Raw genomic sequence first — 20,889 nt, forward strand, 5'->3', positions numbered from 1 at the left:
CGTCGCCCGTTCAGAAGGACGGGCTGTCCGCGCCGGGGATGCCCTCACGGATCAGGCGCGAGAAGTCGCCGTCCGGGTGCTCGTCGGCGGCGATGGCGGCAGGGTTGATCAGACTTCTGGCCTTGAGCTCGGCGAAGGGCGCGGCGTCACTGAGCGCATCCTGGTCCGCGACATATTCCGGCAGATAGCCGGAGAGCAGCAGTCGATAGTCCAGCGGCAGGCCGTCGGTGAGGCGCGTCATCATCGCGTAGACGAGGGTGGTGCAGTTGCTGGTGGCGGTGTTGTAGAAGCGTGGCTGAGTGCGCAATGTCTCGGCTTCGTCGACGTAGGCCAGCAGCAATTCGCGGATCAGTTCGCGCGGCATCTGCACCCGATAGAGATGCACCTGCTCCCCGCGCACGTTGCTGCGCACGCGGATGATGTCGCGCTCGTCAGCGGCGATCACCGCCAGTTCGTACTCCTTGAACATCCCGCCCAGTGTCGAGAAGGCCTCGTCACGCTCCTTGCGGATTTCCACCGAGAAGGCCAGATGGCGTCCATCGGCGAAACCGAAGCTGACCAGCGTATGAGCGATCTGCGGCCCCATCCAGTGACTGGTCAACAGATCCACCGAGGTCAGTTGATCCAGAGGATAGTCCCGCCTCTCCCAGCGCGGCGTGTAATCCTCAGGCGTGCGCCACTTGAAGTTGCGCACCTGTTCGAGGTGCAGGATGTCATCTTGGCTGAGGCTCCCCTCGACCAGATGTTCGACCTCCGGCGCCCAGTCGCGGTCCGCACGCGGGGTGATGCTGTTCCACCAGCCGAGGCTGGCGACCAACAGCATCAGGTAGCTGCCCGCCAGTCGCCAGCGAATCGCATGGAGTTGCGGCCACCACAGCGCAATGACACAGATGAGGCTCAGCGCACCCGCGAGGGCGGCCAGTGTCGTGCGAAGCCCCTCCGGTCCCGGCAGGCGGAACCACAGGGCAGGCATCAGCCACAGGCTCGCCCCCAGCAAGGCAAGGCTGGTGACGCTGCGGAGCACGATGCTGGTCAGGCTCATCGGCCGGCACTCATGCGCGATTCTCTTCGACGATGGCCTGCTCGAGGCGCGCCAGTCGACCCGGTACCAGGCTGTCCTCCAGGGTCGAGATGCGCAGGATATGGCCGAGCGCCGGGTGAGGGGAGCGGGTGATCAGCACGCCCTGCGCCATCAGTTGCTGCTGAACCTGAGCGGCCCGCTCGGCGCTCTTGAGGCGCACGCAGAGGAAGTTGGTGGCACTGGGGAGGACGTCAGCCCCCAGCGAGCGCAGGTGCTCGGCAAGCTGATCACGACACTGGATGACCGCGGCGACGTGAGTCGCGGCTTCTTCGGGATGCTCCAGCAGCAGCTCGCCGGCTGCCAGTGCCGGCGCGCTGACGGCATAGTGGATCCGAACCTTGGTCAGAAGGGCGAGATCCTCACGCTCGGCGATCATGAAGCCGAGACGCAGGCCCGCCAGTCCATAAGCCTTGGAGAAGGTGCGCAGCCGGAAGGTACGAGCCATCGGGGCATTGTCGGCCTGCGCCGCATCGGGGCGGAAGTCGTGATAGGCCTCGTCCAGCAGCAGGCTGCAGTCCGCTGGGAGCGCATCACGCAGTGCTCGGACATCCTCATCCGAGTGCAGGTGCCCGCTGGGGTTGTCCGGGTTGGCGAGATAGACGACACGGGCCGCATGCTGTCTTGCCGCCGCGGCGAGTGCGGCGAGATCCGGTGCCAGCTGGGCAGAGTGGGGGGCATCGTCAGAGGCATGGGCTTCGGTATATGGCACTTCAACGACCTCAGCACCGAGACCGCGCGCAAAGTACGCCAGTGTGGGGTAGGTGCCGGCACTGGTGATCACGCGCTCTCCCGCACAGATGGTGGCGCGCATCACCAGCGCCAGCAGGCTGTCGGCGCCGGCGTCGACCAGCAGCGTCTCGTAGGCGACGCCCAGGCGCTCGGCCAGTTGATGGCGCAGTTGCCAGGCATCGGCGTCCGCGTAGCTGCGGCTCAGGTCTGCCAGGGCATGGCCCAGCTCGCCGCCGAGTACCGCGTGGGGCATGTCGAGCCCTTCATTGGAGCCGTACTGATGCGGCAGCGCATGTCCCAGTCTGCGTTCCAGCGCCTTGATGCCGGGGAACGGGTTGTGCGGTCCCTCCTGATAAAGGTGGGCCAGGAAACGGCGGGGAGTGGCGGTAGTCATCTTGGCTCCAGAGGCGGTAACGGATGACGCCGGGAGGCAGGAGGTGGCCATGCGGCGTCAGAGAGTGAGTCGAGGAGACAGTGGGCGCTCAGGAGGCAGGTCGCGCACTGGCAAGGGCGTCAAGCGCAGCCTGATCGAAGGCGCCGCTGAGCGTGAATGTCCGGGTCTGCTGGCGCTCCGCGCTGAGACGGCGCACCAGCTCCAGTGTCAGCTGGTAGGGCTGCAGGGTGCGGTCGGAGAGCCTCAGGGGGCCACCGCTGGTATCCAGGCGTGCCACGAGGCGCCATTGCAGACTGTCGATGCCGGGGCGATCGTTGCTCCAGTTGAGCACCTGCGGGCCATCCTTGAGCGCCAGCAGGGCACGTGTCAGCGCTTCATTGAGTGCGCCGGGCTGCACCTCGAGACTGGCATCCACTTCAGGAGGTGCCAGCAGCAGGACCTGCTCGCCCAGTGGCGGGGTCCAGCTCTGCTCATCCAGCAGGCGGGCAGCACTCTGGCCCAGGCCATAGATGGGGTCGCGCTCCGCGCGTGGCACCTGATCCAGTCCCATGCAGCCGGTCAGACCGGTGATCAACATCAGGCTCGCCAGTGTTCGCAGCCCGCGACTCATTCGTGACATGCCGGGGCGCCTCCCCTGCCATCAGGGGCCTCAAGTTCCGGGCGCGGCGACAGCGCATCGAGGAAGGCATCCAGCTCGGCGAACAAGGCCGTGCGAATCGGCTCGGCCTCATTGACCAGATGATGCTGCGCCTCGGGGTGGCGATGAATCCGCGCGTTGGGGAACTTGCTGGCCAGCACGTCGAGATTCCACTGCCAGTCCACCGTGGTGTCCTGTTCGCCCTGCAGTATCAGGGTGGGTAGCGAGCAGGGCGGGAGGGCCTGCAGGCGTGGAATCCAGGCGCGCATGGCCGAGACCCACTTCACGGCGAGTCGATCCGCCTGAAGCGGGTCGTTGGTGCTCAGGAACTCGTAGAACGCCGCGTCATTGGTATTCGCGCGGTACTTGCGCGGAATGGAGTCGATGAAGGGGCGCGCCATGCTATGCAGCCAGCGGGACTGCGGCCACCCCCAGGGGCGAACCAGCGGGGCGAGCAGCGCGATTCCCTGCCAGCGCGAGTCACTGCCACGCATCAGGGCGTCGGTGGCCAGCACGGAGCCGCCGGTGCTCTGACCGATCCCGAACCAGGGGTGCGGCGCCAGGTCGTGGACTTCCAGATACTCCTGAAACGCCTGCAGGCAGCCGACATAGTCACCGAAGTCATCGATGGAAGCCGGCTCGCCGGAGGACAGGCCATGCCCCGGCAGGTCCCACAGCGCGACCTGCCAGCCCTGTTTCAGCAGGTGGGCCAGCAGGTGCCGATACAGCGCGAGGTGATCGAAATATCCATGCACCACGAAGATGGTGCCGCGCGGACTCGGCGGAGTCCACAGCTGTGCCCACAGGCGAAAATCGCCAGCATCGAGGTGTCCGGCATGTACGGTGACATGTGCGCTGCGCAGTTCATCCAGGCCATAGTGGCTCAGGTAACAGGCCAGCGGGCTGGTCGTCTGACCGGGCAGACACTCAGGCAGACGAATGAAAGGGCCATAATCGAGCAGTGCGCTGAAGTCGGGCATGGTGATCTCCATAATGCTGCCATGCTAGCGGCTGGAGCTGTCGTGAGCCATAGGAAAAAACAGTGTTTCTTCATGCAAGGGCTGCGTGTCGCGAACTGCCAGCATTCGTCATGCCATTTCCAGAACACGGTAATCCGGTTTCAGCCTCTTGTTCATTGGTCAAAGCCCCGCTTCCGCCAGCCACGGCATCGGGTATGGTGAAGTGATCCACAACCGCCCGGCAGATGATTCATTCCACGTACGGTTCGTCAGTTGATATTCGTTTCCAGGGAGAGCACACGCATGACCGATCGCATTCAACTTGAACGTCTGGCCATTGATGCCGGACTGCACCGCTTCATCGAGGAGGAAGCGTTGCCCGGTTCCGGTATCGCCTCGGCCGACTTCTGGTCCGGCGTCGATGCGTTGCTGCACGAGCTGGCGCCACGCAATCGCGAGCTGCTGGAAACGCGCGAACAGCTGCAGGCCAGCATCGACCAGTGGCACCGTGAGCATCCCGGCAAGGTCGAACTGCCCGCCTACAAGGCCTTCCTGAAGGAGATCGGCTACCTGGAAGACGAGCCGGCCAGTGTCGAGGCCACCACCGCCAACGTGGACAGCGAGATCTGCCAGCAGGCAGGACCGCAGCTGGTCGTGCCGGTGATGAATGCCCGTTACGCCCTGAACGCCGCCAATGCGCGCTGGGGCTCACTCTATGACGCCCTCTACGGCACCGACGCGATCAGTGATGACGATGGCGCCGAGCGCGGCAAGGACTACAACCCGGTGCGGGGTGCCAAGGTGGTGGCCTACGCACGTCAGGTGCTGGATACCATCGCGCCGCTGGCTGGCGGTACGCACCATGACAGCGAGGGGTACTCCATTCGTGACGGCCACCTGCTGGTGCGGGTCGGCGGACGTGACCTGAGCCTCAAGTCGCCGGAACGCTTCCTCGGCTATCGCGGCGACGAAAGCGCGCCAAGCGCGATCATCTTCGCGCACAACGGGCTGCACGCGGAGCTCGTGATCGATGCCGAGCACCCCATCGGCAAGACCGACCCCGCCAACGTCAGTGACCTGATCATGGAGGCTGCGCTCTCCACCATCATGGACTGCGAGGACTCGGTGGCCGCGGTGGATGCCGACGACAAGGTGGCCGTCTATCGCAACTGGCTGGGCCTGATGAAGGGCGATCTGACCGAGACGCTGGAGAAGAAGGGTCGCCAGATGACGCGCAGGCTGAACGCGGACCGTGAATACACCGGCGCCGATGGCACCACCCGCGTGCTGCATGGTCGCTCGTTGATGCTGATCCGCAACGTGGGCCATCTGATGACCAACCCGGCCATCCTGCTGGAAGATGGCAGCGAGGCGCCGGAAGGCATCATGGATGCCATCTTCACCAGTCTGATCGCGCTGCACGATCTCAAGGGTGACAAGGACAGCCGTGGCGGTATCTGCAACTCGCGCACCGGCTCCGTCTACATCGTCAAGCCCAAGATGCACGGTCCGTCCGAGGTCGCCTTCGCTGACGAGCTGTTCTCGCGTGTCGAGCAGCTGCTGGGCCTGCCGGACTCCACGCTCAAGATGGGCATCATGGACGAGGAGCGTCGTACCACCGTCAACCTCAAGGCCTGCATCGCCGCGGCCAGCTCCCGTGTGGCCTTCATCAATACCGGCTTCCTGGATCGCACCGGTGACGAGATGCACACCTCGATGGAAGCTGGTCCGATGCTGCGCAAGGGCGACATGAAGGGGGCGGCCTGGATTCAGGCCTACGAGAAGTGGAACGTGGATATCGGGCTGGAATGCGGTCTGCGGGGGCGCGCCCAGATCGGCAAGGGCATGTGGGCGATGCCGGACCTGATGGCGGCGATGCTGGAGCAGAAGATCGGCCATCCCCGCGCCGGTGCCAATACCGCCTGGGTCCCGTCACCGACCGCGGCCGTGCTGCATGCGCTGCATTATCACCAGGTCTCGGTGAAGGACGTGCAACATGACCTGCTCAGTCGCCCGCGCGCCAGTCTCGATGACCTGCTGACCATTCCGCTGGAGCTTGATCCCCAGTGGAGTGCCGAGGAGATCCAGGCCGAGCTGGACAACAACGCCCAGGGGATTCTCGGCTATGTGGTGCGCTGGATCGATCACGGCACCGGTTGCTCCAAGGTGCCGGACATCCACGATGTCGGCCTGATGGAAGACCGCGCCACGCTGCGCATCTCCAGTCAGCACATCGCCAACTGGCTGCATCATGGCATCGTCGACAACGCCCAGGTGCAGGACACGCTGGAGCGCATGGCGGGCGTGGTGGATCGTCAGAACGCTGCGGATCCCAGCTATCAGGCGATGACGGCGGATCTCGAGGGCTCCATCGCCTTCCAGGCTGCCTGCGAGCTGGTGTTCCAGGGACGAGTGCAGCCGAGTGGCTATACCGAGCCGGTACTGCATCGCCGCCGCCTTGAGAAGAAGCAGCAGGCTCACTGAGGCAGCGTCAGCGCTGCGCCATGAGCGTGGCACTGCGGATGCGGATCTTGGACATGCACGACGGCGGCTCTCGAGCCGTCGTCGTGCTTTCTGGCGATGCCATATTTCCCGAGGCGGCATTTGACGCTAGCCTTGCCCCCAGTAGCGCGCAACCGTACGATCAGCGCCCGCTCAGCCACTGCAGCGCCTGAAACGCGATGGTGTGGCGATCCCTGGTCACCACGCCTGTGCGTGTCGGTGCCACCAATCTGTCGTAGTCATCCTGTTGAGGAGAACGTCATGCCCGTCATGCACGCTGCTGCCATCGAGGACTTTCTCGATGATGTCTTCCCCCAGCGCCTGGGCACCATAGAAGCCGTGGGGGATGGCTGGGCCACCATGGGACTGGCCATCGAGGACGAGCATCTGCGTCCCGGAGGCAGCGTCTCCGGTCCGGCGATGATGGCGTTGGCCGATGTCTGTCTGTATGTCGCGATCCTGGGGGAGATCGGCCCGGAGCCGATGGCCGTGACCAGTGATCTCAACATCCATTTCCTGCGCCGTGCCCGCGGTGACCGGGATCTGATGGCCACCGCACGCCTCCGCAAGCTCGGGCGGCGTCTCGCCGTGGGCGAGATCGAACTGTTCAGCCATGGCGACACGGACCCGGTCGCTCTCGTGACCGCAACCTATGCCTTGCCGGATCGCGATGACTAGCGGCAGGTGGTGGGGGTGATCGCCCCGCTACAGCTTGTTGGCATCCTTTTCCTCGCTGCCGCGCTGACGCCAGCCGGTGATGGCCAGGCTCAGCCAGCCTGCGATCAGCAGCAAGCCACCGATGGGCGTGATGATGCCCAGCTGGGTGCGCGCCGTGGTGGCCAGCGCATACAGTGAACCGGAAAACAGCAGCATCCCGGCCGCCCACAGCCCCAGCGTCAGCATCTGCCCGCGCAGGGGCTGCACCGAGCGCCAGGCCAGCACGCCGACCGCCGCCAGCACGTGCCACATCTGATAGCGCACGCCGGTCTCGAAGACGCGCAGCATGTCCGCGCTCAGAGTGCCGCGCAGGCCATGACTGGCGAAGGCGCCCAGCGCGATGGTGGACATGCCGGCCAGGCCCATGGCCAGCCACCAGTGGCGGGAGTGGGAGTCGTTGTGACGCATAGAGAGAAAATTCCTTGAGGGCAGGTGGCGAGGGCATATCGTACCGACGATGTTGTGCCTACGCCTGTCCACGTAAAGCCGCTACAATGGCGGCCTCTTTTCGCGGGAGGACAGCATGCAGATACAGCTAAACGGTGAAGATCATGTGGTGGCGGATGCCATGACAGTCGCCGCTCTGGTCGAGAGTCTCGGACTTCAGGGCCGCCGCCTGGCAGTCGAGCGCAACGAGGACATCGTGCCACGTAGCGCTCACGCCGACACCCTTCTGCAGGCCGGTGATCGCATCGAGATCGTCCACGCCATCGGTGGTGGTTGAACGTCCCGCTGCCAGGGTCGATAGCTTTCACTTCACGCTCGCTCACGTCCAGCTCGATGAGGTCATCATGACAGACAGTTCTGCCCAGACGCTTAACGCCCCCGTCACCCAGGTCGCCGGTGACAGTCCGCTGGTCGTCGCCGGTCGCGAGTTCTCCTCGCGCCTGCTGGTCGGCACCGGCAAGTACAAGGACATGGATGAGACCCGTTCCGCCATCGAGACCTCCGGCGCGGAAGTGGTCACCTTCGCGGTGCGTCGCACCAATCTGGGCCAGAATGCCGATGAGCCGAATCTGCTCGACGTGCTGTCGCCCAGTCGCTATACCTTCCTGCCCAATACCGCCGGTTGCTACAACGCGCGTGACGCGGTGCGTACCTGCAAGCTGGCGCGTGAACTGCTGGATGGCCACAATCTGGTCAAGCTGGAAGTGCTGGGCGATCAGGACACGCTGTATCCCAATATCGTCGAGACCCTCAAGGCCGCCGAGGAGCTGGTGGCCGATGGCTTCGACGTGATGGTGTATACCTCCGACGACCCCATCGTCGCCCGTCAGCTCGAGGAAATCGGCTGCTGCGCCATCATGCCGCTGGGCTCGCTGATCGGCTCCGGCCTCGGCATCCTCAACCCGCATACCCTGTCGCTGATCATCGAGCGCGCCAACGTGCCGGTGCTGGTGGATGCCGGGCTGGGCACGGCGTCCGAGGCGGCCTTCGCGATGGAGCTCGGCTGTGATGGCGTGCTGATGAACAGCGCCATCGCCCATGCTCGCCAACCGCTGCTGATGGCGGACGCCATGCGCCAGGCCGTGATCTCCGGCCGTGGTGCCTTCCTGGCGGGACGCATGCCGACTCGCCTGACGGCGCGCGCTTCCTCGCCGGGGGCCGGCCTGATCACCGGCTGACCTCCTGAATCATTCGAATCCGATGCTCGCGCATCGCTCATGCAAAGACCAAGACGACCCCATGACTGACGAGACTTCCAAGCCGCAGGACGACACGTCCACTTCTGCTCCTGCTGACGATGCGCAGCAAGAGAGCGTGCAGAACGAGAGCGTGCAGAACGAAAGCGCGCAAGCGACCCCTTCCGTGGCGGATGAAGCCGTCGCCCGCAAGCGTGGCATCAAGAGCTACGTGATCCGCGGTGGGCGCATGACACAGGCCCAGACCCGCGGGCTCGAAGAGGTCTTCCCGCGCCTTGGTCTGCGTCACGAGCAGGGCGAGCTGGACCTCGAGGCGCTGTTCGGTCGCCGTGCGCCGCTGGTGATCGAGGTCGGCTTCGGCATGGGCAAGTCGCTGTGCGAGCAGGCTCAGGCCAATCCGGGCACCGACTTCATCGGGATCGAGGTGCATGCCCCGGGTGTCGGCAAGCTGCTGGATGATGTCGACAAGCTGGGTCTGACCAATCTGCGCGTCTATCGTCACGATGCATTGGAAGTGCTGGCTGACTGCGTGCCGGCAGGGTGTGCCGACACCTTCCAGCTGTTCTTCCCGGACCCGTGGCCGAAGAAGAAACACCACAAGCGTCGCATCGTGCAGCCGGCCTTCGTCGAGCTGGTGCGTCGTGTGCTCAAGCCGGGCGGTCACTTCCACATGGCCACCGACTGGGAGAACTACGCCGAGGCCATGGCCGAAGAGATGGCCGAGGCACCGGGCTTCGTCAACACGGCTCCGGCCGAGAGCGCCCCCTATGTGCCGCGTCCGGATTTCCGTCCGCTGACCAAGTTCGAGCAGCGCGGTGAGCGCCTCGGTCACGGCGTGTGGGATCTGATCTTCGTCAAGCAGGACTGATTCGCGCCTCGTGCGCAGTGGCGGCATCATCACGATGCTGCATCGCGGCCGCCTTCGGGTGGCCGCTTGCGTCTGAGACCCGCCGCTTTTGCCTTTCTCTTCCCACCTCGTCCCGAGAGCTGATGACCATGACGACGCCCACCCCTGAGCCGGCTGACCGGCCGACCATGACGCCACTGACGACCCTGACCTGCCCACTGGATGCCCAGCGGCTGATGCGAGATGGCCAGAGCTGGTGCTGCGCCGATGGTCATCGCTTCGATATCGCGCGTCAGGGGCACGTCAATCTGCTGCCGGTGCAGCGCAAGCGCAGTCTGGACCCCGGTGACAGCAAGGCGATGGTCAGCGCTCGCCAGCGGCTGTTCGCCCTCGGTGGCTATCAGCCTCTCGCCTCGGCGCTGGCACGACGAGTGCTGGCGCTGGCAGGGCAGGCAAGTGCGCTGGCCGTGCTGGATGCCGGCTGTGGGGAAGGCTTCTATCTGCGTCAGCTGGCAGGCGCTGCCGATGAGCAGCAGCTCTCGCTGACGGCGGCGGGACTGGATATCTCCAAGCACGCGGTGCTGGCGGCAGCGAAGCAGTCACGCGATGCCGCCTGGCTGGTGGGCACCAACGCGGCACTGCCGTTGGAAGACGCCTGTGTGGATGTGGTGATCTGCGCCTTCGGCTTCCCCGTCTGGCAGGAGTTCGCGCGTGTGCTCAAACCCGGGGGCCATGTGGTGCTGCTGGAGGCGGGAGCCGAGCACCTGCTGGCGTTGCGCAGAATTCTCTACCGGGAGCTGAAGCCCGCGCGTGGCGAGGCCGGGGTGATGGCCGCCGAAGCCGCAGGTTTCGTGGTGGAGGGGGAGGTCGAGCATCTGCATGCAGGGCTTTCATTGACCAGCAATGAGCAGATCCGGGATCTGCTGACCATGACCCCGCATCTGTATCGTGCCGAGCGTGATGGTCTGGCACGAGCCGAAGCCATGACGGCCTTGGCGGTCGAGCTGCACGCGGAACTGAGGGTGTTCACGCGAGAGGAGGCACAAGGCGCGGCGTAAATAGAAATTCTTCGCATTTGGCTTGCAAAAGCAAATGAGAATGATTATCTTGTCTGTGCGGTGTCCGGGCAGACATCGCAGGGCGCAAGCCCATCCGCGGCGGCGGAGTCAGGCCCCCGCTGCGGAGTTTCTCCTCATCAAGCTAGTCACGGTCTTGGGCATCCTCATCTGGGATGCCCTTTTTCTTGTGTGCGGTTCATGCCGAGAGCCCTCAGGTCGCGAGCCGCGACGGAGCCTCCGTCAGGTCGCCAGCCACAGGGGCAGGGTCAGCATCGCCAGCAGCGTCTGCGCGGTGATCAGCGCCGCCATCAGTTCGGCATTGCCACCCAGCTGGCGCGCCAGAATGTAGGCTGACGTAGCAGTGGGCAGCGCGGCAAACAGGATGGCGACATCGCGTGCCACGCCAGTCAGGCCAACGCCGGCGCACAGCCCCACCACCAATGCCGGCATCGCCAGCAGCTTCAGCAGACTCGCCAGCCATGCCACGCTGCCACTGTTCATCAGTACTCGTGGTCGCAGCGCCACGCCTACCGCCACCAACCCCAGTGGCAACGCCGCGCGCCCCAGCAATGTCAGCGCATCGCCGCTCCAGCCCGGCAGGCCGATGCCGCTGAGATTGAGCGCCGTTCCCGCCAGACAGGCCAGCACCAGAGGGTTGCGGGTCAGCGCCTTGAGTGAGCGCAGCAGTCCGCCGTCACCCAGAGTGCCGGCACCGATGAACGCCAATACGCACAGGAGGTTGGCCGCTGGCACCATCAGGGCCAGCGCCACCGCCGCGACGGTCGCACCGGCACTGCCATGCAGCGCTGCCGCGCCGGCCACGCCGACGTAGCTGTTGAAGCGGATGCTGCCCTGGAAGAGTGAGGTGAAGGACGCGGCATCGCCCAGCTGGCGGCTCAGCCAGTCGGGGGCATGACGCCACCCCAGCCACAGCGCGGCAGCGAACAGCAGCATCGAGCCCAGCATCACGCAGGCCAGAGGGATGACCGGGACGCTGGCCATGTCAGCGCGCGCCAGGGTGGACATCAGCATGGCAGGGAACAGCACGTAATAGATGAGGCGTTCCAGCTCGCTCCAGAACCCCTCGCCCGGGAAGCGCTTCCAGCCCAGCAAGGCGCCCGCGACGATGAGCAGGAAGAGAGGACCGAGCGCCTGTTGTACACTTGCCATTCTGTCTCCTGGACGTGCTCACGGTGCGGATGGGGCGTCGTGGCCAAGAACGTCTCGTGCCTCGACGTGACACGATGTCTCGGCGGCTGCGCCCGCCGGGGGGCCTGATAAGCTTGTCATGAGTGGCTCACCTGCGCATTCATTCATGTGTCTTAGCCTGTCGGCCTGTTTGCCACGCGACTGTCTCCTCCTGTTCCGGCGTGCTGCCGGATTGTCATCGGAACCGCCATGTATCGCGCCGAAGAAGAAAATGCCCGCCCGCCCTTGCTCAACCTGCTGATCATGGTGACGCTGCTCACCATCGTCGTATCGCTCTATTACCTGATCGACTACTACCTTGTACGTGACGGCAGCAACGGCAAGGTCACCTGGTTCGCCCCCAACCAGTCCTGCGAACTCAGCCATGCGCCCTGCAGTGCCGAGCTGGGGCGCTTCGGGCGTATCACGCTCGCACTCGATGGTGACATCAGCCCGCTGACGCCGCTGGGTATCCGGGTGATCACGGAAGATGTGGCACCCGAGGGCGTGGAGGTCGATTTCATCGGTCGCCACATGGACATGGGGGTCAAGCGCAGTCTGCTGACCACCCGGGATGCGCCGACGCAGGCACGTCAGCACTGGTCGGGGGAAGGACAGCTCGGTTTCTGCAGCAGTGCCACCATGGCATGGCGAGCACAGGTGATCGTGACCACTGAACGTGGCCGCCTGGGCAGCTGGTTCGACTTTGACAGCCATCCGCCTGCCTCCACGGCGGAGCAGCTCGAAAGCTCGGTCAACCAGCTGTTCTCCCCTGACGAAAGAAGCGTCCGGCGAGACAGCTAGCGCGCGGCGAGGCGTGAGGCGTCTGACCGGCAGGCCACCACTGACAAGGAGTCCAGGCATGCAGGAGGAGAACAGGCAGACCCTGCGCTGGCTGATGCTGGGCGTGGTGGGTGTCGTGGCACTGGTGGGCGCGGGGGTGACATGGCAGGCCCTTCACCGACCGTCGGCGCCGGTGTCCGGCATGCAGGCGTGGGCGAGCCTTGGCGGGCCCATCCAGTTGACATCGGCACGGGGCGACTTCCGGCTCGCCGAGGTCAGCATGGGGGAGGCCGCACCACCGGATGCCACGCCGGTGGTGGCACTCTATTTCGGCTATACCCAATGTCCGGATGTCTGCCCGATGACGCTGGCGGCCCTGCGCCAGGTGCTGACCGAGTTGCCGGCGTCGGCGGCCGCTCGCGTGGTACCGGTGCTTGTCTCTCTGGACCCTGAGCGTGATACGCCAGCACGTCTTGCCACCTATGCCGGGCACTTTGGTCCGCGTTTCATCGGGGTCACGGGCAGCGATACCGAACTGGCCGAGATCGCGCGTCGCTACGGGGTCAGTCATCGGCGTGTCGATGCCCCGGATTCCGCGCTGGGCTATACCGTGGATCATGGTGCGGCGCTGTATCTCGTCTCCGCGCAGGGGCGCATCTACGATCGCATTCCCTTCACGCCAGGCGCGGCCGGCATTCGGGCCGGCCTGACTCGCGTGCTGAGCGAGACCGCTCCCTGACGTCTCCTTGTCGTGCTGTCATGTGCGTCTCGGACACGAGGGAAATACACATTGTCCACAAGTTGGCAAGAGCCTGTGACGAGAATTGTGGATAATCATTCCGCCATCTTTCAGCAACCTGCTGTTTTTGAAGGTAGACTTTTGTATTTCAACAAAATCAACAAGTTAAGGCGTACATTGCCGATTTCGGGAGTCAGTGTTCACTTTGCCGCCACCCCTGACGGCCGCTGAGTTGCCATGTATCACGGCCGGTTGTCAACCTGTGGTCAATAGCTTTCCCACAGAATTATCCACAGGCAGATCGCTCACCTGGAGGCCCGTTTCACGCTGCCTGACCCGTCGCGGGATGCCTCCTGTACAATGAAAAAGCCGCCCCTGAGGGCGGCTTTTTTCTGGCTGACGGCGCGCATTCGCGCGTCAGGGATTACTTCGCGGCATCTGCCTTGGTCACGTCGAGCAGCTCGACCTTGAAGGTCAGCGTCTCGTTCGGGCCGATCGGGCCGCCAGTGCCAGCCTTGCCGTAGGCGAGGTCGGCCGGGATGTAGAGCATCCAGGTATCCCCGACGCTCATTTCCTGCAGCGCTTCCTGCCAGCCCTTGATGACCTGGTTGACCTTGAAGCTGACCGGCTCGCCACGCTGGTAGGAGCTGTCGAAGACGGTGCCGTCCAGCAGCTTGCCTTCATAGTTCACCTTGACGGTGTCTTCCGCGTCCGGGCTCTCGCCGTCACCGGATTTCAGCACCTTGTACTGCAGGCCGGAATCCAGGGTCTTCACGCCATCCTGCTTGGCGTTCTCGGCGAGGAACTTGTCACCGGCCGCCTTGTTGTCGGCCGCCTGCTGTTCGGCCATCTGCTGCTGCTCTTCCATCTTCTTCTGCTGGAACTTCGAGAGCGCATCGGCAATTTCCTGATCGCTCATCTTCATGTCGCCCTTGGCATAGACGTCACGCACGGCTTGCGTGAAGGCATCCAGGTCAAGATCAGTGATGTCCTGAGACAGGCTCTTGCCCAGTGTCGCACCGATGCCGTAGCTGAGCTGTGCCTGGTCGTCAGAGAGGCTGTCGTCGGCGGCAAAGCTGAACGGGGTAACCAGGAGGGCGCCGAGCGCGACGGCACTAACCAGCTGTTTCATGAAAACTCCTTCAGGATGGGATGGGCCTGAGACGGGCCCGAAACGCATATGCGGCACGCAGCGTGGCATGACCATGCTGATGCTCCGGTGCTACTGGGACTCTAACAGTCGCGTACAAGTTCCGCATCTGCCATTAGGGTTGAGACGAGCTTCGCCCGGCGCGGCTCGTGGCCAGCAGGTGCAGGGCACGTGCGATGCTGTCGTCGCCCTCGTCGAGCGACGCCTGACCGGTAAGCTGTCGCAGCGACTGCAGGAAGGCGCGTCGGGGGTCATGACATGACATGAACGGTGGCGTGGGAGCATGGGCCGGAGGGCTGAGGGCTTCCAGGCGTGCCAGCGCTTCCTGCTCCGCCGACAGTTCACAGGCCTTCAATTGCTGATACAGCGTTTCCAGCCGGCGTGTGGTGGCCGCGCTTCGCGTGTCGGTTGGCTCCGTCAGGTGCTGCTTGAGCTGTCGGCGACGCTCGCGCAGTGTCACGGTCATCCCGCGTTGCCAGTCACGCACCTCACCGAGCAGCAGGCACGGCGAGGCACCCAGCGCCACACCGCGTGCGGCCAGCCAGTGAATCCATAGAAGCTCGCAGACATCGAGACCGGCCTCGTCCTGCAACAGCAGACAGGCGCTCATCACGTCAGTCGGCCCTGCGCCATCTTCCTGGTCGTAGGGCAGGCCCTGAGGAGCAGGCTGTGCGTAGAGGGACAGCGCGTAGTCCCACAATCCGGTAGAATGTGCGCCCATCAAGTCGGCTTTCCTGTGGTTCATGGCGGTCATGCCTGTGGTTCACGGCGGTCATGCATGCTGCGCGCGGGAGCCGACGCCCCCGGATTTTCTGATCGAGGTTGTCATGATTGCACTGCGCCAGCTCGCCCTGCAACGCGGCGGAGCCCCGCTGATCGACGAAGCGGACCTGACGTTGCATGCCGGTCACAAGGCGGGCATCGTCGGCCCCAACGGAGCCGGCAAGTCCAGCCTGTTCGGGCTGATTCTCGGTGAGCTGATCCCCGACAGCGGCAGCGTCTCGCTGGCCGGTGGCGTGCGGGTCGCGCACATGGCACAGGAAATCGATGCGCTGGAGCGTCCGATCGTTGACTACGTCATGGACGGGGATCATGCGCTGCGCGAGACGGAGCGGGCTCTGGCCGCCGCCGAAGAAAGCGGCGAGCATCAGCGTCAGGCCGAGCTGCACGCTCACTTCGACACCCTCGATGGCTACACCGCGCGTGCGCGTGCCGAGCAGCTGCTGGTCGGGCTCGGTTTCCGCCAGGCCCAGCTCAGTCAGCCGCTGGCGGCCTTCTCGGGGGGCTGGCGGATGCGGGCCAATCTGGCGCGCACCCTCTTCACGCCGTCTGACCTGCTGCTGCTGGATGAGCCGACCAACCACCTGGATCTCGATGCGCTGCTGTGGCTGGAACAATGGCTGGCACGCTACCCCGGTGCGCTGCTGCTGATCTCCCATGACCGTGACTTCCTCGATGCGGTGTGTGATCACATCATCCACTTCGATCGTCGCAAGCTGGTGGTCTACAAGGGCAACTACAGCCGCTTCGAGCGAACGCGTTCCGAGCGCCTGGTGCGTGAGCAGGCCGAGCACGAGAAGACCATGGCGCGTCGCGCCGAGATCGAGGACTTCGTGCGTCGCTTCAAGGCCAAGGCCACCAAGGCACGCCAGGCCCAGAGTCGCCTGAAGATGCTGGAGCGCATGGAGGAGACGGCGGCGGTGAAGGCCGATTCGCCGTTCCACTTCACGATTCCCTGCTCCGACAAGATCTCCCATCCGCTGCTGGGACTGGACCGGGCGGTGATCGGCTATCCCGGTCAGCCGCCACAGCTGTCCGGGGTGCGCTTCTCGCTGCTGCCGGGCCAGCGCATCGGCCTGCTCGGCCCCAACGGCGCGGGCAAGTCGACCCTGATCAAGGCGCTCACCGGTGAACTGGCTCTGGTCGAAGGCCAGCGCACCGCCGGCGAGCATCTGGCCATCGGCTACTTCGCCCAGCACCAGGTCGATGGGCTCGACCTGACCTCGACTCCCTTCAATCATGTGCTGCGTCTCTCGCCGGGGGCCGGGGATCTGGAGATCCGCACCTTCCTCGGCAGCTTCGGCTTCCATGGGGATGAAGTGTACGCTTCGGTGGAATCGTTCTCCGGTGGCGAGAAGGCACGCCTGGCGCTGTCGCTGATCGCGTGGCAGAAGCCCAATCTGCTGCTGCTGGATGAGCCGACCAACCACCTGGATCTCGACATGCGCGAGGCGCTCACCGATGCGCTGGCGACCTTCGAAGGCACCGTGATTCTGGTCTCCCACGACCGCCACCTGCTGCGCGCCTGCGTGGATGAATTCTGGTGCATCGCCGATGGCCGCGTGACGCCCTTCGATGGCGATCTCGACGACTATCGTGCCTGGCTCAAGGCGCGGGTCGAGGGCGAGCGGCGTGAGGCGCGCGCCCAGAAGGATGCCGAGGCTGGCAGCGAGGGCACGCGCACGCCGGACCGCAAGGAAGCGCGTCGTCAGGCCGCCGAGCTGCGCGAGAAGCTGCGCCCGCTCAAGAAGCTCAGCGACAAGGCCGAGCAGAAGATGAGCAAGGCGCAGGGGGAGCTGGACAAGGTCGAGGAAGCGCTGGGCGATGCCACGCTCTATGAGGCGGACCGCAAGAGCGAACTGACCCGGCTGCTGGCCAGTCAGGGCGAGATCAAGGGACGTCTCGAGGACGCCGAAGCCGAATGGTTCGAGGCCCAGGAAGCGCTGGAAGAGATGGAAGCCCAGCTCAAGGCGGCGGACTGAAGCATGCGGCTGGATCGCTGGCTGACGCGCCAGCCGCAGCTCAATCGCCGCCTGGCGTTGCGTGCGCTGGCGGCGGGGCGTGTGCGGATCAATGGCCAGACGGCCCGCGATCCGCTGCACGAGGTCGGTCCCTTTGATGCCATCGCGCTGACAGCCGATACGCTGGCGGACAATGACGCGACGCCAGGCGAGATACGCCTGCAGGCGCCACGTCGTCCACGCCATGTGCTGCTCAACAAGCCTGCCGGGGTCGTGACGGCCTGTCATGACCCGGAACATCCCACCGTCATCGATGTGCTGCGTGATTCGCTTGAATCACGTGGAGAGGATGACGGCTGGCTCGAGGAAATCCATCACGTCGGACGACTGGATCGTGCCACAACCGGCGCCTTGCTGCTGACCAATGACGGTGATGTCTCGTCACGCATCAGCGATGCCGGACTGGATGGGCCCGCCAAGCGCTACCGCATGGGGCTGGAGCAACCGTTGTCGGAGGCGGCGCAGGCCGAGGCGATCTCGCGGGTGGCGCAGGGCGTCCTGCTCGCCAATGACGCTCGGCCGACGCTGCCCGCGCGGCTCGAGTTTCTGGCCGCGGACGAGGCGCGCCTGACGTTGCATGAAGGGCGCCACCATCACGTCAAGCGACTGTGGCGCACTCTGGGCAATCGCGTGGTGTGGCTGCACCGTGAGTCGGTGGCGGGGCTGAGTGTCGCCGGACTCGCGGTGGGGGACTGGCGGGAGCTGACGCGTGACGAGTGCCTGCGGCTCGGCGCGGCGCTGGCACATGAGTGAGGCCGCTGCCTCAGCGGCCGCTGGCCTGGCTCGGCAGACCCTCATCCTCCTCTTCGCTCTCCGTCGGGGGGACATCCGGGGCTGGCAGGCTGATCAGCTCACCCCGCGAGTTGCGGGTGAAGTTGCGGACGATGACCCCGATGTTGCGCGGCAGGGGATCGAACTGCTCGCAGCGGTTCAGCACCTCATGCATGTCCCCATAGCCGCTGCGACGACGTGAATCGATGGTCGCACGCGAGAAATCGATATCCTTGAGTGAGGTCTCGTCGGGGCGGGCCGCCGCCAGCAGACGCACGACATTGATGGACGGTTGCTGGGTCATGGCCAGGATGTCGTGTATTTCCTGAGACTGACGCAGGTCTTCCGGCAGCAGGTCGGCCAGGTGCTCCAGGCCCATGCGCAGTGCCTGATTCTCTTCCATCAGATGCAGATGCTCACCGGCGCGGCTGGAGTACTGGATGTCCTTTTCGCGTAGCTGGGCTTCCTGCAAGGTTTCCGGCACCTTCCCGTAGGCGCTCCACAGGTCGATGACGTAGCAGTTGACGATCGTCTCGCTGTGCGCGCGCTCCGACAGCACCCAGCTGATCGGCGTGTTGGAGTAAAGGCCGCCATCCCAGTAAGCCTGACCGTCGATCCACACCGGCGGGAATGCCGGCGGCAGGGCACCACTGGCCAGTATGTGGCGGTGATCCAGCGCCTCTTGTGACGAATCGAAGTAACGCAATGCGCCGCTGCCGATATTGACCGCCCCGACCGATAGCCGCACGTTCTCCGGGTGACGGGCGTCGAGGCGCTCGAAGTCCACCAGGCGATTGAGGGTGTCTCCCAGCGGTTCGGTGTCGTAGAGACTGGGCGGTTCGCCGAAGAAGCTCTGCCAGATGGGAACTGTCCACAGGGGGCGCGGACGGAAGAAGCCCGGGATACCCCACAGCATGGCGGAGGAGCGCGCGACGCTGCGCTCCCAGGGGTGGAAGGCCGGCCCGAGGCTGTTGGCCGGTTGCGCGATGCCATACCAGAACGCTTCGAGGGCCTTGAGGCGCTCGCCATCCGGATTGCCCGCGATCAGTGCGCCATTGATGGCACCGACCGAGGTCCCGACGACCCAATTGGGCTGGATGCCGGCCTCTGCCAGTGCCTCGAACACGCCGATCTGGTAGGCGCCAAGGGCACCGCCGCCTTGCAGGACCAGAATATTGAGCGCGTCAGCGCAGAAGTCGCAGGATGTATCACGCATGAAACCTTCTCCTTTCCGGTAGCGCCACGCTGATGGCCTGCACGGCCTCGGCTACCTGATTGGCAGGTGATCGGCTTGTGGCAATGAAAGCGAACACGAATTGTGCAGTGCAGCATAGCAGCTGTCAGCATAGCACGCTCCTGTGGCTCCTGTGGCTCCTGTGGCTCGCGCATGGGCGGCCTGCGCGCGTGGCCTGACGGGTGATTCACGTACACCAGGGGGTCAGCCAGTGGTCCGCGATCACCAGCAGCAGGGCGTAGCGGCCGCCCTTGGCGACCAGGATCAACAGTACGCTCTTCCACCAGGGCAGGCGGAAGACGCCTGCGAGCACCGTCAAGGGGTCACCGATCACGGGGGCCCAGCTGAGCAGCAGGCTCCAGGCACCGATGCGGCGATACCACAGCGTGCCGCGCGCCAGCGCTCGCCGCGAGACCGGGAACCAGCGACGAGTCCGCAGACGCCGTGCGCCGCGTCCCAGGGCGACATTGATCAGGCTGCCCAGCGTGTTGCCAAGCGTTGCGGCAAGCCATAGCGCCCATGGGGCGACCCCCTCGCACCACAGCCCCGCCAATGCGGCTTCCGACCCGCCCGGCAGCAGCGTGGCGCTGGCCAGTGCTATCAGGCCCAGCGACAGCAGGGCGACCACGTCATCCATGCCGCGATTTTCCTGATCCGCAGGGGCCGAGCCGAGGGTGAAGCAGCTGGGTGGCTTTCTTCCCCTCGCCGCTCGGGTATGCTGTTGGCAAATTCATGTCATTTTCCGGGAGTCTCGTGCATGCATATTCCGTGCGTCCTGACGATTGCCGGCTCAGACCCATCGGGCGGGGCCGGCATTCAGGCGGATCTCAAGACATTCTCCGCGCTGGGGGCGTATGGAGCCAGCGTGATTACGGCACTGACCGCCCAGAATACCTGTGGCGTGCGCAGCGTCGAGCCGGTGTCGTGCGCCTTCATCGGAGCACAGCTGGATGCCGTGCTGGATGATCTCGATATCATCGCCATCAAGATCGGCATGGTCGCGGACCCGGCTGTCGTGGAGCTGCTGGCGGACAGGCTCCGTCAGCGTCGCCCGCGCTGGATCGTGCTCGACCCGGTGCTGGTGGCCAAGAGCGGCGATGCGCTGGTCAATGACGCGGCCATCCAGGCGGTGGCAGAGCATCTGGTGCCATTGGCGGACATCATCACGCCCAATCTGCATGAAGCGGCGGTGCTGCTGGGCGAGCGTCGTCTGATCGGGCGGGAGGACATGCCTCAGGTCGCGCGTGAGTTGCGCGCACGCGGTGCCAATGCTGTCCTGATCAAGGGGGGCGCACTGGAGGGCCAGGCCTGCGATGACCTGCTGGTCAGTGATGCCGGTGAGCAATGGCTGTGCGCGCCACGGATCGAGACCGACAACCTGCACGGCACCGGCTGCTCGATGTCCTCGGCGATCACGGCGCGCCTGGCGCAGGGGCTGTCACTGACGAGAGCCGTGGAGGAATCGCGGGAATGGCTGCTGGGGGCGCTGCGTGCCTCGGATCAGCTGAATGTCGGCAAGGGGCGTGGCCCCGTGCACCACTTTCACGCACTCTGGTGAGACCGTGCGTCGCGAGAGCCTGAGCTGACCCCTCGCGCGTGAGAGGAACGCCTCCCTGTCACTTCCTTGAAGAGTCGATGCCATGTCCCGCTCCCGGA

21 protein-coding genes are annotated in these 20,889 nt (G+C 65.0%); 11 read left to right on the forward strand and 10 right to left on the reverse strand.

Going from position 1 to position 20,889, the window contains the following annotated elements; genetic code table 11:
* Positions 1–10: 10 nt before the first annotated feature.
* The 4 genes from QD228_RS10805 to QD228_RS10820 all read right to left on the reverse strand — a co-directional run bounded on the left by QD228_RS10805 (position 11) and on the right by QD228_RS10820 (position 3,821).
* On the reverse strand, positions 11–1,042 hold the full coding sequence (locus QD228_RS10805) for a DUF4105 domain-containing protein (protein ID WP_279875560.1): 1,032 nt from the start codon (positions 1,040–1,042) through the stop codon (positions 11–13).
* Between the two features lie 10 nt (positions 1,043–1,052).
* Entirely contained in the window at positions 1,053–2,204 is a 1,152-nt protein-coding gene (locus QD228_RS10810; RefSeq protein WP_279875562.1) for a histidinol-phosphate transaminase, read from the reverse strand.
* Between the two features lie 88 nt (positions 2,205–2,292).
* Positions 2,293–2,823, reverse strand: coding sequence for a hypothetical protein (locus QD228_RS10815; protein ID WP_176503535.1), 531 nt, complete (start codon positions 2,821–2,823; stop codon positions 2,293–2,295).
* Complete coding sequence (locus QD228_RS10820) at positions 2,811–3,821, reverse strand: alpha/beta hydrolase (protein WP_084209512.1); 1,011 nt, start codon at positions 3,819–3,821, stop codon at positions 2,811–2,813. Before QD228_RS10820 ends, QD228_RS10815 begins: the two co-directional genes overlap by 13 nt.
* A 282-nt stretch (positions 3,822–4,103) precedes the next feature.
* Here QD228_RS10820 and QD228_RS10825 point away from each other — a divergent pair, with 282 nt between their 5' ends.
* Positions 4,104–6,284, forward strand: coding sequence for a malate synthase G (locus QD228_RS10825; RefSeq protein WP_279855776.1), 2,181 nt, complete (start codon positions 4,104–4,106; stop codon positions 6,282–6,284).
* A 279-nt stretch (positions 6,285–6,563) separates the two neighbouring features.
* Positions 6,564–6,980 (forward strand): PaaI family thioesterase, encoded by a 417-nt coding sequence (locus QD228_RS10830; RefSeq protein ID WP_077379595.1) that lies wholly within the window; start codon positions 6,564–6,566, stop codon positions 6,978–6,980.
* A gap of 27 nt (positions 6,981–7,007) precedes the next feature.
* Here QD228_RS10830 and QD228_RS10835 read toward each other — a convergent pair whose 3' ends face one another.
* Entirely contained in the window at positions 7,008–7,427 is a 420-nt protein-coding gene (locus tag QD228_RS10835) for a DUF423 domain-containing protein (RefSeq protein ID WP_077379593.1), read from the reverse strand.
* Positions 7,428–7,542: 115 nt separating this feature from the next.
* Between QD228_RS10835 and thiS the strand changes: the two genes are divergently transcribed.
* The 4 genes from thiS to QD228_RS10855 all read left to right on the forward strand — a co-directional run bounded on the left by thiS (position 7,543) and on the right by QD228_RS10855 (position 10,567).
* Entirely contained in the window at positions 7,543–7,743 is a 201-nt protein-coding gene (thiS, locus tag QD228_RS10840; RefSeq protein WP_077379591.1) for a sulfur carrier protein ThiS, read from the forward strand.
* 67 nt (positions 7,744–7,810) lie between these two features.
* The gene (locus tag QD228_RS10845) at positions 7,811–8,644 is read left to right on the forward strand and encodes a thiazole synthase (RefSeq protein WP_077379589.1); all 834 of its coding nucleotides are present in this window, start codon (positions 7,811–7,813) and stop codon (positions 8,642–8,644) included.
* A gap of 61 nt (positions 8,645–8,705) precedes the next feature.
* The gene (gene trmB, locus QD228_RS10850) at positions 8,706–9,530 is read left to right on the forward strand and encodes a tRNA (guanosine(46)-N7)-methyltransferase TrmB (RefSeq protein ID WP_077379587.1); all 825 of its coding nucleotides are present in this window, start codon (positions 8,706–8,708) and stop codon (positions 9,528–9,530) included.
* A 128-nt stretch (positions 9,531–9,658) separates the two neighbouring features.
* Positions 9,659–10,567: a putative RNA methyltransferase gene (locus QD228_RS10855; protein ID WP_255303207.1), complete on the forward strand. Its 909-nt coding sequence runs from the start codon at positions 9,659–9,661 to the stop codon at positions 10,565–10,567.
* Between the two features lie 240 nt (positions 10,568–10,807).
* On the opposite strand, the gene QD228_RS10860 is transcribed toward QD228_RS10855, so the two are convergent.
* A complete protein-coding gene (locus QD228_RS10860) occupies positions 10,808–11,737 on the reverse strand; it encodes an AEC family transporter (protein WP_077379585.1) in 930 nt (309 codons plus the stop codon).
* A 228-nt stretch (positions 11,738–11,965) separates the two neighbouring features.
* Between QD228_RS10860 and QD228_RS10865 the strand changes: the two genes are divergently transcribed.
* Both QD228_RS10865 and QD228_RS10870 read left to right on the forward strand, forming a co-directional pair.
* The gene (locus QD228_RS10865) at positions 11,966–12,559 is read left to right on the forward strand and encodes a hypothetical protein (RefSeq protein WP_077379583.1); all 594 of its coding nucleotides are present in this window, start codon (positions 11,966–11,968) and stop codon (positions 12,557–12,559) included.
* Between the two features lie 58 nt (positions 12,560–12,617).
* Positions 12,618–13,277, forward strand: a complete 660-nt coding sequence (locus QD228_RS10870; protein ID WP_176493802.1) for an SCO family protein — start codon at positions 12,618–12,620, stop codon at positions 13,275–13,277.
* A gap of 424 nt (positions 13,278–13,701) precedes the next feature.
* Here QD228_RS10870 and QD228_RS10875 read toward each other — a convergent pair whose 3' ends face one another.
* Positions 13,702–14,409: an FKBP-type peptidyl-prolyl cis-trans isomerase gene (locus tag QD228_RS10875; protein ID WP_077379579.1), complete on the reverse strand. Its 708-nt coding sequence runs from the start codon at positions 14,407–14,409 to the stop codon at positions 13,702–13,704.
* A 133-nt stretch (positions 14,410–14,542) separates the two neighbouring features.
* Positions 14,543–15,148, reverse strand: a complete 606-nt coding sequence (locus QD228_RS10880; RefSeq protein WP_279875565.1) for a TIGR02444 family protein — start codon at positions 15,146–15,148, stop codon at positions 14,543–14,545.
* A gap of 106 nt (positions 15,149–15,254) precedes the next feature.
* On the opposite strand from QD228_RS10880, the gene QD228_RS10885 reads away from it, so the two are divergent.
* Together QD228_RS10885 and QD228_RS10890 are read left to right on the forward strand one after the other, a co-directional pair.
* Positions 15,255–17,189 (forward strand): ATP-binding cassette domain-containing protein, encoded by a 1,935-nt coding sequence (locus QD228_RS10885; protein WP_084209506.1) that lies wholly within the window; start codon positions 15,255–15,257, stop codon positions 17,187–17,189.
* 3 nt (positions 17,190–17,192) lie between these two features.
* The gene (locus tag QD228_RS10890; protein WP_279875566.1) at positions 17,193–17,981 is read left to right on the forward strand and encodes a pseudouridine synthase; all 789 of its coding nucleotides are present in this window, start codon (positions 17,193–17,195) and stop codon (positions 17,979–17,981) included.
* A gap of 10 nt (positions 17,982–17,991) precedes the next feature.
* Here the strand turns inward: QD228_RS10890 and QD228_RS10895 are convergent, their stop codons facing one another.
* Together QD228_RS10895 and QD228_RS10900 are read right to left on the reverse strand one after the other, a co-directional pair.
* Positions 17,992–19,215: a patatin-like phospholipase family protein gene (locus tag QD228_RS10895; protein ID WP_279875568.1), complete on the reverse strand. Its 1,224-nt coding sequence runs from the start codon at positions 19,213–19,215 to the stop codon at positions 17,992–17,994.
* A 205-nt stretch (positions 19,216–19,420) separates the two neighbouring features.
* Entirely contained in the window at positions 19,421–19,852 is a 432-nt protein-coding gene (locus QD228_RS10900) for a YqaA family protein (RefSeq protein WP_136939553.1), read from the reverse strand.
* A gap of 138 nt (positions 19,853–19,990) precedes the next feature.
* On the opposite strand from QD228_RS10900, the gene thiD reads away from it, so the two are divergent.
* Entirely contained in the window at positions 19,991–20,791 is an 801-nt protein-coding gene (thiD, locus tag QD228_RS10905; protein WP_077379570.1) for a bifunctional hydroxymethylpyrimidine kinase/phosphomethylpyrimidine kinase, read from the forward strand.
* The last annotated feature ends 98 nt before the right edge of the window (positions 20,792–20,889 follow it).

This window comes from Cobetia sp. 3AK, assembly GCF_029846335.1.
Classification (GTDB): domain Bacteria; phylum Pseudomonadota; class Gammaproteobacteria; order Pseudomonadales; family Halomonadaceae; genus Cobetia; species Cobetia marina.

What these genes read in the sequence shown, in the direction of transcription:
- trmB (WP_077379587.1), top strand. Translation starts at nt 8,706, where the DNA reads ATGACTGACGAGACTTCCAAGCCGCAGGACGACACGTCCACTTCTGCT.
- QD228_RS10870 (WP_176493802.1), top strand. Translation starts at nt 12,618, where the DNA reads ATGCAGGAGGAGAACAGGCAGACCCTGCGCTGGCTGATGCTGGGCGTG.
- QD228_RS10890 (WP_279875566.1), top strand. Translation starts at nt 17,193, where the DNA reads ATGCGGCTGGATCGCTGGCTGACGCGCCAGCCGCAGCTCAATCGCCGC.
- QD228_RS10880 (WP_279875565.1), bottom strand. Translation starts at nt 15,148, where the DNA reads ATGGGCGCACATTCTACCGGATTGTGGGACTACGCGCTGTCCCTCTAC.
- QD228_RS10865 (WP_077379583.1), top strand. Translation starts at nt 11,966, where the DNA reads ATGTATCGCGCCGAAGAAGAAAATGCCCGCCCGCCCTTGCTCAACCTG.
- QD228_RS10820 (WP_084209512.1), bottom strand. Translation starts at nt 3,821, where the DNA reads ATGCCCGACTTCAGCGCACTGCTCGATTATGGCCCTTTCATTCGTCTG.
- QD228_RS10895 (WP_279875568.1), bottom strand. Translation starts at nt 19,215, where the DNA reads ATGCGTGATACATCCTGCGACTTCTGCGCTGACGCGCTCAATATTCTG.
- QD228_RS10805 (WP_279875560.1), bottom strand. Translation starts at nt 1,042, where the DNA reads ATGAGCCTGACCAGCATCGTGCTCCGCAGCGTCACCAGCCTTGCCTTG.
- QD228_RS10830 (WP_077379595.1), top strand. Translation starts at nt 6,564, where the DNA reads ATGCCCGTCATGCACGCTGCTGCCATCGAGGACTTTCTCGATGATGTC.
- QD228_RS10825 (WP_279855776.1), top strand. Translation starts at nt 4,104, where the DNA reads ATGACCGATCGCATTCAACTTGAACGTCTGGCCATTGATGCCGGACTG.
- QD228_RS10845 (WP_077379589.1), top strand. Translation starts at nt 7,811, where the DNA reads ATGACAGACAGTTCTGCCCAGACGCTTAACGCCCCCGTCACCCAGGTC.
- QD228_RS10835 (WP_077379593.1), bottom strand. Translation starts at nt 7,427, where the DNA reads ATGCGTCACAACGACTCCCACTCCCGCCACTGGTGGCTGGCCATGGGC.
- thiS (WP_077379591.1), top strand. Translation starts at nt 7,543, where the DNA reads ATGCAGATACAGCTAAACGGTGAAGATCATGTGGTGGCGGATGCCATG.
- QD228_RS10810 (WP_279875562.1), bottom strand. Translation starts at nt 2,204, where the DNA reads ATGACTACCGCCACTCCCCGCCGTTTCCTGGCCCACCTTTATCAGGAG.
- QD228_RS10815 (WP_176503535.1), bottom strand. Translation starts at nt 2,823, where the DNA reads ATGTCACGAATGAGTCGCGGGCTGCGAACACTGGCGAGCCTGATGTTG.
- QD228_RS10875 (WP_077379579.1), bottom strand. Translation starts at nt 14,409, where the DNA reads ATGAAACAGCTGGTTAGTGCCGTCGCGCTCGGCGCCCTCCTGGTTACC.
- QD228_RS10885 (WP_084209506.1), top strand. Translation starts at nt 15,255, where the DNA reads ATGATTGCACTGCGCCAGCTCGCCCTGCAACGCGGCGGAGCCCCGCTG.
- thiD (WP_077379570.1), top strand. Translation starts at nt 19,991, where the DNA reads ATGCATATTCCGTGCGTCCTGACGATTGCCGGCTCAGACCCATCGGGC.
- QD228_RS10855 (WP_255303207.1), top strand. Translation starts at nt 9,659, where the DNA reads ATGACGACGCCCACCCCTGAGCCGGCTGACCGGCCGACCATGACGCCA.
- QD228_RS10860 (WP_077379585.1), bottom strand. Translation starts at nt 11,737, where the DNA reads ATGGCAAGTGTACAACAGGCGCTCGGTCCTCTCTTCCTGCTCATCGTC.